The organism is Cohaesibacter marisflavi (assembly GCF_963665895.2).
In the GTDB taxonomy this organism is placed as follows: domain Bacteria; phylum Pseudomonadota; class Alphaproteobacteria; order Rhizobiales; family Cohaesibacteraceae; genus Cohaesibacter; species Cohaesibacter marisflavi.
This window is the reverse complement of the sequence record NZ_OY762534.1, coordinates 2,021,719-2,033,378: the sequence shown is the minus strand read 5'-3', so window position 1 is coordinate 2,033,378 and position 11,660 is coordinate 2,021,719. Positions and strand designations below refer to the sequence as shown.

Sequence of the window (11,660 nt, the reverse complement as noted above, 5' to 3'; positions counted from 1 at the left end):
TATTTTCAATGCACGATATACTTTAGCTATTCTCTGTATTTTTTGAATGCATCTATAGGTAGCATTGGAATTTGTGTGAAATTTTTGAGTTAATGCTCTCTTAACTGATAGAAAACAGCCTACAATGCGCTGAAATTAGCCATTATTTCATTCAAATGAGGCCATTCAGACCGTTAATGGGAAGGAAAGCGCTTGAGCGTAGTGAAAGCTTAAGAGACTGCTGCGCTAGGAATGTTCCTATGCCCCGATGTGCAAAAGGCCCCAGAGGTTGAAATCTGAAGCCTTTTGCAAGCGCATTACCGCTGAAAGGTAGAGTTGATCGCTTGATCGATGGCGCGTTTTACCTGTGAACAAACTCAAGAGAAGAGCATGGGCCGCAGAAAAACTCAGGCCCAGATGACTTCTGCATCCAGAGTTTCCGGCAAACGGGACCTCATCTTGCGCTGATGGCGCGATGTCAATAGCTCGATAAGCGATTCCAGAGGAACGGGTCGCGAATAGAGAAAGCCCTGATACTGATCGCAGTGGTTCATGCGCAACCAGGCCAATTGATCGATCGTTTCCACGCCTTCCGCAACGGCGGAAATACCGATCAGACGGCAGAGCGAGAGGATCAGATTGATCACCGAACTCTGATCTTCGATCATATTGACGAAGGAGCGATCCACCTTCAGGCTGGAGATGGGATAGTCCTGAATATAGGCGAGGTTGGAATAGCCGGTACCGAAATCATCAACCGCGATGGAGAAACCTGCGCGGCACAGATCCATCAGAATGGCCTTGGCGTCAAACCCGACACCCATGAGCATGCTTTCGGTGATTTCGATTTCCAGTCTGTCATTCGGACAGCCTGTCTTGGCCAATCCTGCGGTTAGCCGATTGACAAAATCTGGCCGTTCAAACTGTTTTGGCGAAATGTTGATGGATATGGGAATGTCATAACCCATGTCCGCAAGCTTTCTCTGGTCCCGTCCGGCGCGATCGGCAATCCAGTCGCCAGCCCGATGGATCAGGCCTGTATCTTCCAGCGCTCCGATAAATTCTCCGGGAAATACCAGCCCCTTCTCTGGATGTTGCCAGCGCATGAGGGCCTCTGCACTGACAACCTTCTGAGTCTGGCAATCGACCCGAGGCTGATAGTAAAGGCAAAATTCCTTGTTCTCCACGGCGCGCGCAAGATCCTTCTCAAGCGCACGCTTGGCAAGGGCTGCGTGCTGCAGCGCCGGGCGGTAGAAACGGTAGGTGTTGCGGCCACTATCCTTGGCTTCATGCAAGGCAAGATCACAATGACGCAAAAGTGTCGGCAGATCCTTGCCATGTTCGGGAAACAGGGCGAGGCCGATACTGGCATTGGCGCTCAGAATATGATCACCCACGCGGCACTCAGCATTGATGGAGGCCAGTATCATCTGGCAGCGGTTATCAAGGTCTGATGTCGACGCGTAGGGTTTGACGATGACAAACTCGTCGCCGCCAAGGCGAGCGATCTGTTCGGTTTCGCTCAGAGAAAGTTGCAGCAGGGAAGAAACATGCTTCAGCAGAGCATCCCCGGACGGGTGCCCCAGCGTTTCATTGATCGATTTGAAATGATCAAGGCCGATAACCATGAAGACAAGCCGTTCATTGTCGCGAAATGCGCCTTCGATCATATCCGGATAGTGGGAGTTGACATAGTTGCGGTTATGTAAGCCGGTCAACATGTCATAATGGGCAAGATAGCGAACGCGGCTTTCCTTTTCCTTGAGTTCCGTCACGTCGGATTCGGTGAGAATGAAAGCAGGCTGTCCGGTCGGGCCATCAAAACAGGTCATGCCCGTGATTTCGTGCCAGCGTTTGCCGTCCTTTGTCTTGACTTCGCATATCTTGGAGATCGACCGACCCTTTTTGATATTGCGGATAAAACGATCATAATCGGACTTTTTGACAAAGCGCCCTCGCAAATTCAGCGACGCGTCGCCATAGGTTTCAAGCGCAGCCGGATTCTTGTAAAGGGACTGACCGCCCATATTGAAAAGCGAGATGCAAACCGGAATATGATTGAGCGCTTCTGCACTTCTAATCTGTTCTGGCACGCGATTGACGTCAGCTGTGGCCTCGAACCTCAGGCCAAACCGGCCGTCCGGCAGTTCATGGGCGCAAATGTGAATGTGGTACGGGCAGGGCTTGCCTTCCGGATAGAGCGTCCAAAGTTCGCGAAAGGACTGGCCGGACTTGCGGGATGCATCCAGATATTGCTGCAAACGTTCGACAACGGTCGCGCTGATATCCGGGCTTAGGTCGCGGTTCATAAGCTCTTGGGCGCTCTCGGCCTGCCAAAGTTTGCAAGCAGAGTCATTTGCCCAAAGAAGACGCAAGGTTTCAATATCAAGAACCCACAAAGGGATAGACAGTTGCATTGCATCTGACGCACTGAATACTGCTTTCTCGGTAAATTTCTGGGGGACTCGAGTCATGAGTATTTTCCAACGGTTCTTTATTGTCTGCCTGCATCACCGTGTTTCAGTGATTGCGTTATTATCTGCGCCCTATATTTGAAATCGAAGAGATCAAACACAGCATAGTTTGGGCGCGCCTCTACCCTCTATTGGTTGATGCAATTAAACGATATCATCAGTAAATAATAATTTAAGTTGCAATTGACAAATAACATATATCGAAAAACGAGAGGCTTTCTCTGCTTTTCCTCTTGGCTCAACCTGTAAAAACTATCAATAAATCAAATTGATCGCTTCTATGGTCATGGTTATCAAATTGATTATTTTATGCAGGCTTGCTTGAAAGGCCGCCTGATCCCTCTTTTCTTAAGAGAGCAGAAACTATAAATGGGAAATACACATTCAAAATGCCAGTTTAATCGTTTGAAGCCCGTCCCACGCCAAATATTCCACATTTACGGGATATCCAAACAGGGTCTCCCGCTTTCTGGCGCCAGGCAGGGCGCCATGGCGCAGATAAAAGCGACGCGCACCGTCATTGCCAATCAGGACGGAGAGACTGGCAGTCTGCTCGCCTCGCCCGGCCAACTGCGTCAATGCGGCCTCCAAAAGCTGCGAGCCGATGCCAAGGCCGGTGCATGATGGGCGACAATGAAGGTGATCAATAAAGGGGGAGGAGCGGCACCATACGGAAATGAAGCCGACAAGCGCCGCAGTTTCGGTGTTGATCGCCAACAGCACAAGATCCCGGGCGCTGGGTCTGCATTTCTTCCAACTGTCGGAGATATCTGCCGTCAGACGGTCGCGTATATAATGTGGAGGCAGAAAAGACCGATAGGCCACCGCCCAGCTCTCCGCCTGCAGCGCGGCGATGGCTGGAAAGTCTGAACGGACTGCTGGGCGAAGCGATATTTGTGGCTGCATTGAACGGGCCGTATCAAACTGGCAAACAGCAAAGCTTGCCTTTATGCCAACGCGTCGGATGATGCGCGGGGCGATTGGGCTTTCGCTTTTGTATCCGCTACCAATCTGGCTTCATTCTCTAGCTTGATACGCTGGAGTGCTTTTTGGCAGGCTTCGCTCGTTTGAGGCAGGTCGCGAGCAACTGTCTTGATCAACTCGCGGAACCACTTGTGTCGTGGAGAATGGCGATTGCGAATGTGCCAGACCATGAAAAACTCGCTCGGCGCCAGCTCAAGGGGAGGGTCAACCCATGCGAGGCCACGGAAGATCGAGTCTGCGAGGCGCGAAGGCGCTGTGGCCAGCATGTTGGTTCCGCGCACAACCATGGCGGCGGAAGAAAAGTTCGGTCCCAGATAGGATACGTTGCGAGAGCGCCCAACTTCGGCAAGGGCCTTGTCGACGGACGTGCTTTCGTTGCTATCCCATGAGAGGATCGCATGGTCGGCGCTGCAAAAATCATCCAACCCCTGTGGTGCTTCCCGCACGGTGGGGTCGTAATAGGTCAGCATGCGGTCTCCGCACAACTTGCTGACAACCAGATCAGTCGAGTCCTCCGGCGCATAGGGGCAAAGCTCCAGATCGGTGAAGCCCGTTTCGAGCGGATTCCGGATGGCCATGTTCAGTTGATAAGTCTTGAGCGAACAATGGGGGGCTTCCTGCTTGAGCCGTTCGAAAATTGCCGGCACCAGCAAGTCATGCTCATAGTCATTACAGACAATGGAAAAGCGGTCGCTGGAGTTCTGGGGGTCGAAAACGGCCTGACTATAAAGAGACTCGATGCCCTTAAGAACGGAATCGATATCGCCCATCATCGTCTCGACCCGTTCCGTTGGCACCATGGCGCGCCCTACCTTCAGAAACAGCGGGTCACCCAGCATGCTGCGCAGCCGGTCAAGAGAGTGGCTCACCGAAGACTGGGTCACCCCCAGAAGTCTGGCCGCCTCGGTTACGGAGCGGTGCTCATGGATCAGTTTGATCATGTAGAGCGAGCGTCCGTCGAGCGATAAGTAATCGATATTCTTCATCATAGCTATTAATATAATGCATTTGAAAACATTTTAACAATTCTTATTTTCGGCGAGATCAAACTAATCGTCTGTTTTTTTGACGTGGTGAGCCAATTTCAAGATTCCCATGATAATGGGCAAGAAAAAAGGAAAATTATGAAAATGACCGATGTCCGCGAAGCGTCCGTCGCCGTCTTGTATCACAGCGGATACGGACATACTGAAGCTGTAGCCAAATCTGTTGCCAAAGGTGCCGAGGCCGTTGACGGCGTGTCGGTTCAGCAGATCAAGGCCGATGATGAAAACCTGAATTGGGAAGCACTGGCAGATGCGGACGCCATCATTTTCGGTAGCCCGACCTACATGGGTTCTGTTTCCGCACAATTCAAAACCTTCATGGATGCAAGCTCGAAAGTCTGGGCTTCCATGGGCTGGAAGGATAAACTGGCCGGTGGCTTTACCTGTTCTGCGTCGCAGTCTGGCGACAAGCTGAACACGCTGATCCAGCTTGCTGTGTTTTCCGCCCAGCATGGCATGCAGTGGATTTCTACCGGCACCCTGCCTGGCAATAATAGCTCTCAGGGATCCGTTGAAGATGTGAACCGTCTTGGCTCCACTCTGGGACTGATGGCGCAGGCCAATGCAGACCAGGGAGCTGATGTTGCGCCTCCGGCAGCAGACCATCGCACCGCCGAGCTTTATGGTGCTCGCATTGCAGAGGCTGCAAAGCGCTGGAATGGCCTTGCTGGCTAAGACGAAGCTTGACCAGTCAAAAGGCGAAAAATGAAAAGCAATCAAGCAGGGACGCCTCTGGCTCCCTGCTTTTTTCTTGTGATTGACGATTGGGGCAATTGAGATTGCCTCAAATCGGTTCTAAGCTGCGGCAGATTGGTGTGGCTTGGCACAATTACGAATAGGGCTGAAGCGGTAAGCTATGGCAGGAATTTATAAATTCAAAACCTCCCGGCTTGCTCATCGGGCGCTCTGGTTTGCCAGACTCTCCATTCCCGTGGCCATTCTGTCCTTTCTGCTCATGCGGTTTGGCGGTTTGCATCCTTCGATCGCTCTTTATTGTTTTGCAGCGTCGGTCTGTCTGGCGCTGTTGTCCATTCTGACAAGCTGGGTTGCTTTCCACGCCATCTGGTTTGATGGTCAAAAGGGAGGCCGGGCACTGTGGGGGGCATTTTTGCGCAGTCTGGTGGTGCTTTTGCCCTCGCTGGTTTTTGGCTATTTCTATTTCACGCTGCCGCCTTTTTCCGATCTTTCCACCAATCCACTCGATCCACCCGAATTTGTTGCTGCCTGGCAAATGCGGGGCGATTCCGACAATGCCTTGTCCGTGGCTTCGCTGGATATGCGAGAGCGGCAGGCGCTGGCTTATCCTGCTCTTAAAAGCCAAAGCTACGCACAGTCAGTCGCACTCATGCAATTGGCGGTAGCTGATGAATTGGCAAAGAATGAATGGCAGATATTGCGTGCGGAAGAACAGAAGGAAGAAGACGGTAGCGCATATTACGAAGCCTACACACGGTCCGTCTTTACCGGATTGCGCTATGTGGTGAGCATCCGCCTCAGTCCCGCCGGAGAAGATGAAACCAGACTTGATATGCGTTCCGCCTCACTGTGGGGCCCTCGCGACTTTGGCATGAATGCACGCAGAATTCTGGGCTTCATCGCAGGCATTGAAAGCCGCTTGGACACCAATGCGCAGCGCTATGAACTCAAGTTGGAAGAAATTGAACGATTGCGTCGCCTGCAAAGGGGGCCCATTCCTCGCCCCAAACCGGAGAATTTGGGTCAGAGCGCCACGGGCTAGTGGGCCCAAATCTCAAGACCTCTGACAGGATTACACCAACTGATAGCGGGCTGAAAGGGTCGCTTCTGCATCCATACACCGCACGATTCCCCGCGCTACGAGATATTCCATTTGTGCAAACATGGAGAGCGCTGCGGCCCCATGCAATGACGGATCAACATCTTTGTAAACTGTGGTGACCATGTCCGGGATGGTGTTCTCGCCGGCTTGAAGGCGTGCAATAAGGGCTTGCTCGCGCTTTTCCCGGTGAGATTTGAGACCGGCAAGGAAGGCATGCGGGTTGGTAATAACGCCACCATGTCCAGGCCAGTAGTGCCGATCCTGTCGCAGCATCAGCTTGCTGATGCTATGCATGTAAGACGCCATGGAGCCATCTGGCGGCGCGACGATTGAAGTCGACCAAGCCATGGCATGGTCGCCGCAAAATAAGCCGCTGTCATCCGTAAAGCCAAAGGCGAGATGATTGACCGTGTGCCCTGGTGTGTGCACCACTTCCAGCGCCCAGTCATCGCCCTGCACAAGATCTCCATCGCCCAAAAACCGATCGATGTCCAGATTGGCATCGCCTTCCGCATCGAGCGGATTGGCTTCATCCCTGTGAAGAGGGCGTGTGGGGCGATGGATACCTTCCGCATAGACAGGGGCACCACACCGTTCCTTGAGAAGACGGGCTCCGGGTGAATGGTCCGCATGGCTATGCGTAATGAGAATATGTGTGATCGTTTCTCCGGCTGTGGCTTGCATCAGGGCATCGATATGCTGCCGATCGGCCGGGCCTGGGTCGATGATCGCAACCTTTCCATGTCCAACAATATAGCTGTTGGTGCCCATGAAGGTGAAAGGGCCAGGGTTGTTGCAGGTCACACGCCTGACATCGGGGGCAAGCGTTACGGCTGTACCGTAAGCAGGAGAGAAATCCCTGTCGAATTTAAGGTCTGCCATTTATGAGATCCTGCTGGATGTGCTGCAAGCGGCTTGGCTGGTATGAGCCTACTTCGGCGCAAAGACAAAATATCAAGAATACCAAAGGTTTTCGGCCATCCCGACGTGTTTTAACACTTATATGACAGCCAGAGGATCGCATGCAAGAATAGGAAAAAAGAATAGTATAGAAGAAATGTTTTTGAGCAAATATGATTATTATGAAGTGTAAATGGACTCTTATACTCTAATCCTGTGGAAATTAGGGAATTGTGAAGTAACTTTCGTTGCAAGAAAGGCTTGCGTAACCCTTTGTTTGCTACGTTGAATTACATAGTTTTCCACGCATTAATGTCGAGAAATGGCTAAAAATATAGGTAAATCAATTAATTTCTACCGTTTAGTCAATATTAACCGGCTTTAAGTGAAACTAACCATGCTAATATTGCCTATTGAATAAATTGGGCAATATTGTCGGATTTGTACAGTATTACTATAGTAAAAAGGCTTCTGACCCATGTCTGTTGAGCAGTCAGTAACTGGTGTAGAAAGATTCTTTGGTGATGACGACATCATCGTCAGCAAGACCGATTTATCGGGGCGCCTGACTTATGCAAACAAGATATTCCTCGATATTTCCGGATACAAAGAAAAAGAAGTCCTGGGCAAACCGCATAATCTGATCCGCCATCCCTATATGCCAAGGACCATCTTCAAACTTCTCTGGGATTCCATCGAGAGCGGCCACGAGATCTTTGCATATGTCAATAATCGCTGTAAAAACGGCGATCACTACTGGGTTTATGCACATGTGACCCCCAGTTGGAACAATGAGGGCAAGGTCAGCGGGTTCCATTCCAATCGGCGAGTGCCAGATCAGGAAATACTTCAGAATCATGTGATCCCGCTCTATGAGAAGATACGCACCGCTGAGAAATCGGTTACCAACCGAAAGGATGGACTGAAAGCCGGCATGCAGGTCATCGATTCGCTTTTGGCTGAAAAGGGCCTTCAGTATGATGAGTTTATCGCAACTTTGGGGCAGAAAAAGAGGCGGGGCTACCGCTGATAGGTGAGAATATCATTATCAAGCGGTTTAATGTTCCGGAGGAGAAACCAGATGGTTTTTGTTAAGAAGTCCGCTTCCATCAGAAAGGCGATGGAGGTTTGTAAGGCGGTCGCAGATGGCGATTTTTCCGTGCGCATCACGAATATCGATGACAAGGGAGAAATGGGCCAGTTGATGCATGCGATCAATCAGATGATCGATCGCTCCGACGCTTACATCCGGGAATCAAAAGCCTGTTTGGACTATGTGTCGCGCAACCAGCATTTTCGCCTGATCGCTGAAAAAGGCATGGTGGGTGATTTCAAGCGTGCGGCTGAAAGTATCAACCGTGCAACATGGAAGATCAAGCAACGCCACGACCAGTTTGATGAAATGGGTACCAGATTCGAACATGAGCTGGACCACATCGTCGAAAGCATGACCGGCATGATTTCCAATCTGCAGGGGGCATCAAAGAAAGTGTCTACCGCCTCTCATGGCGCACAGGAACAATCTCTGATCGTGGCGTCCGGGGCCGAGCAGGCCTCAGCCAACATGCAGTCTGTTTCAGAAGCTGTCGAGCAGCTCACCGATGCCATCGCGGAAATCAACTCGCAGGTGGTCAATAGCAGTAGCATCGCACGTCAGTCTGTTGAGAAATCGCATGATATGAGTGGCGAGATCTCCAGTCTGGCAACAGCTTCCCAGCAGATCAGCGAAGTCGTCTCCCTTATTTCCGATATCGCCGCGCAAACCAACCTGCTGGCTCTGAACGCCACCATTGAGGCTGCGCGTGCCGGAGAAGCTGGCAAGGGCTTTGCCATTGTGGCGCAGGAAGTCAAGAATTTGTCAGCCCAGACCGCCGAGGCAACGGAGCAGATTTCGGGCCAGATCAGCGGGCTGCAACAGGCGACAGAACGCGCGGTGCGTGCGAATGATGATATCTCCAAGACGATTGAACGGGTGAGCGAAATTTCCACCGCCATTGCGGCCGCCGTCGAGCAGCAAAGTGCATCAACACGGGAAATTTCATCAAACATCGAAGAAGCCGCGGTCGGCACGCAGGATGTCAGCCGTGGTGTTTCCGAAGTCAAGGAAGCAACGACGATTACGGAAGAAACTGCCAAGGAAGTGCTGGCAGTTTCCGAAAATCTGGTTCAGCAGGAAGGCAGTCTGGCCAATTTACGCGAAGAATTGGTTCGCTTCATGGGGGAAGTGCGCAAGGTGGGGTGAACGACCCTGTGACAATCTGCATGGATAGAAAGAAGGCGGCCCCATATCGGGAGCCGCCTTTATATTTCGATTCTTGTTCGGCTTGAGCGCCAAAAGGGCCGCGCGCCGTTTCTCTTGAGATCAGGTGATCACATTGGGTTCTGTGCGACCGATGCGGCCCTTCAGATCGGTCAGTTCCAACATGGATTCGACCAGCGGCTTAAGAGCCTGTTCCGGTGGCATGCTGTGGTTGCCGTGTGTGTCCACATATTGTTCCAGATAGACGCGCAAGGTGGCGCCGTCTGTGCCCGTACCGGATAGGCGGAAGACAACACGCGCATTGCCCTCAAACCAGACGCGAATGCCTTGACCACTGCTGACGGATCCATCCACTGGGTCATTATAAGAGAATTCGTCGGCATTCTTAATCGTGAGAGAGCCAAGTGTTTTACCAGCGAGTTTATCAAGTTGACCGCGCAGATCATCCATCAACTGGTTGGCTGCATCCATGGGGATGGCCTCATAGTCGTAGCGGCTGTAATAGTCGCGACCATATTTGGCCCAATGCCCTTCGAGAATGGTTTTTACCGGTTGACGGCGTTCGGCCAGAATATTGAGCCAGAGGAGAACGGCCCAAAGCCCGTCTTTCTCGCGCACATGGTTAGAGCCGGTGCCTGCGCTTTCCTCGCCGCAAATCGTAGCCATGTCAGCATCCAAAAGGTTGCCGAAGAATTTCCAGCCCGTTGGCGTTTCAAAACATTTGATGCCCTGCTTGGCCGCCACGCGGTCGCAAGCAGCACTGGTCGGCATGGAGCGTGCCACACCGGCAAGCCCATGCCGATAAGCCGGAGCCATATGGGCGTTTGCTGCCAGAACGGCAAGACTGTCAGATGGGGTGACATAGATGCCGCGCCCGACAATCATGTTGCGGTCGCCATCGCCATCGGACGCAGCGCCCAGACATGGGGCCTTTTCCGACATCATCAGATCCATCAGGCTTTTCGCCCAGACCGGGTTGGGGTCTGGATGTCCGCCGCCGAAATCTTCGCTCGGCTCGGCATTGAGCACGGTGCCTTCTGGCGCTCCGAGGGCACCCTCGAAAATGGCCTTGGCGTAAGGGCCGGTCACAGCATGCATTGCATCAAACACGATGGTGAAGCCGCCCGCAATCAGGTTGCGAATGGAAACGAAATCGAACAGAGAGGCCATCAAGTCCTTATAGTCCTTGACCGGATCAATGACATCGACTTCCATTCCGCCCAGTGTCTTGTTTCCGATCGAGCCCAGATCGACCATTTCATTCTGCAGTATTTTGTAGGACGTCAGCGAACAGGTCTGCTCATAGATCGCTTCGGTGACATTCTCCGGCGCCGGTCCGCCGTTGGACACATTATACTTGACCCCAAAGTCGGCATCGATACCGCCCGGATTGTGGCTGGCCGAGAGAATCAGGCCGCCATCTGTCTTGTATTTGCGAATGAGATTGGATGCGGCGGGCGTGGAAAGCAGGCCATGCTGGCCAACAATCACCTTGGCTGCGCCATTGGCTGCAGCCATGCAAAGAATGACCTGAATTGCCCTGCGATTGAAATAACGTCCGTCACCGCCAACAACAAAGGTCTTGCCTTCAGCGCCACCAATAGCATTGAAAACAGATTGGATGAAATTCTCAAGATAACCGGGTTCCATGAAGACCCGTGTTTTCTTTCTAAGTCCAGATGTTCCCGGTTTCTGGCCTGAAATAGGTTCGCAGGAAATGGTCGATATTTTCATATTGAAGCCTCCAGGTCAAAGTTACCAGAACATTACTGGTGTATCTGACCAATAAACATAGACATGGATCAAATGCGGATAGCAAATCTGCATTTTCAAGTTTTGTGTCGTAAAAATGGACTCAGGTGATCTGTTTAACTATTTAATATAACGTCCTTTTCACGAAGCCCGAAAAATGGGTTGTTTTCAAAAGAATGAACACTTCTTTAGTCGAGAGTCACAATGTTGCCCCTGATCAGCAATGATATTTGCACGGTAGCACATCTGCCCCCCGATTAAAAAGGTTGCCTGATTTTTGATTGGGTCTCCTCAAGCAATGGAACCGAAACCAGCACGCTAAGTGCGCGCAAAAGCGCAACGCAGCACCTTTGGCGGCTGAATAAGGGGAAGGGGAGTTTGCAAGGATCAAGTGACCCCCGGCGCGCTCGACTTGAAGCAAAACAAACGGAAATATTGTTTTTGCGTGTCAAGACTATATATTATGC

The 11,660-nt window shown here is 51.7% G+C and carries 9 protein-coding genes; 4 read left to right on the top strand and 5 right to left on the bottom strand.

Going from position 1 to position 11,660, the window contains the following annotated elements:
* Positions 1–386 precede the first annotated feature (386 nt).
* From ACKPCT_RS10310 to ACKPCT_RS10300, 3 genes are all read right to left on the bottom strand, one after another.
* Entirely contained in the window at positions 387–2,288 is a 1,902-nt protein-coding gene (locus ACKPCT_RS10310; protein WP_319569144.1) for a sensor domain-containing protein, read from the bottom strand.
* 549 nt (positions 2,289–2,837) lie between these two features.
* On the bottom strand, positions 2,838–3,359 hold the full coding sequence (locus tag ACKPCT_RS10305) for a GNAT family N-acetyltransferase (RefSeq protein ID WP_319569143.1): 522 nt from the start codon (positions 3,357–3,359) through the stop codon (positions 2,838–2,840).
* Between the two features lie 41 nt (positions 3,360–3,400).
* Positions 3,401–4,378, bottom strand: coding sequence for a LysR family transcriptional regulator (locus tag ACKPCT_RS10300; RefSeq protein ID WP_175527849.1), 978 nt, complete (start codon positions 4,376–4,378; stop codon positions 3,401–3,403).
* 189 nt (positions 4,379–4,567) lie between these two features.
* Here ACKPCT_RS10300 and ACKPCT_RS10295 point away from each other — a divergent pair, with 189 nt between their 5' ends.
* A complete protein-coding gene (locus tag ACKPCT_RS10295; protein WP_319569142.1) occupies positions 4,568–5,158 on the top strand; it encodes a flavodoxin family protein in 591 nt (196 codons plus the stop codon).
* 181 nt (positions 5,159–5,339) lie between these two features.
* Entirely contained in the window at positions 5,340–6,221 is an 882-nt protein-coding gene (locus ACKPCT_RS10290) for a DUF1499 domain-containing protein (protein WP_090067770.1), read from the top strand.
* 30 nt (positions 6,222–6,251) lie between these two features.
* On the opposite strand, the gene ACKPCT_RS10285 is transcribed toward ACKPCT_RS10290, so the two are convergent.
* Entirely contained in the window at positions 6,252–7,163 is a 912-nt protein-coding gene (locus tag ACKPCT_RS10285; protein WP_090067772.1) for an MBL fold metallo-hydrolase, read from the bottom strand.
* A 496-nt stretch (positions 7,164–7,659) separates the two neighbouring features.
* Here ACKPCT_RS10285 and ACKPCT_RS10280 point away from each other — a divergent pair, with 496 nt between their 5' ends.
* Positions 7,660–8,211: a PAS domain-containing protein gene (locus tag ACKPCT_RS10280; RefSeq protein ID WP_090067774.1), complete on the top strand. Its 552-nt coding sequence runs from the start codon at positions 7,660–7,662 to the stop codon at positions 8,209–8,211.
* A gap of 51 nt (positions 8,212–8,262) precedes the next feature.
* A complete protein-coding gene (locus tag ACKPCT_RS10275) occupies positions 8,263–9,423 on the top strand; it encodes a methyl-accepting chemotaxis protein (RefSeq protein ID WP_280141739.1) in 1,161 nt (386 codons plus the stop codon).
* Positions 9,424–9,543: 120 nt separating this feature from the next.
* On the opposite strand, the gene ACKPCT_RS10270 is transcribed toward ACKPCT_RS10275, so the two are convergent.
* On the bottom strand, positions 9,544–11,175 hold the full coding sequence (locus ACKPCT_RS10270) for an alpha-D-glucose phosphate-specific phosphoglucomutase (protein WP_319569141.1): 1,632 nt from the start codon (positions 11,173–11,175) through the stop codon (positions 9,544–9,546).
* Positions 11,176–11,660: the final 485 nt, after the last annotated feature.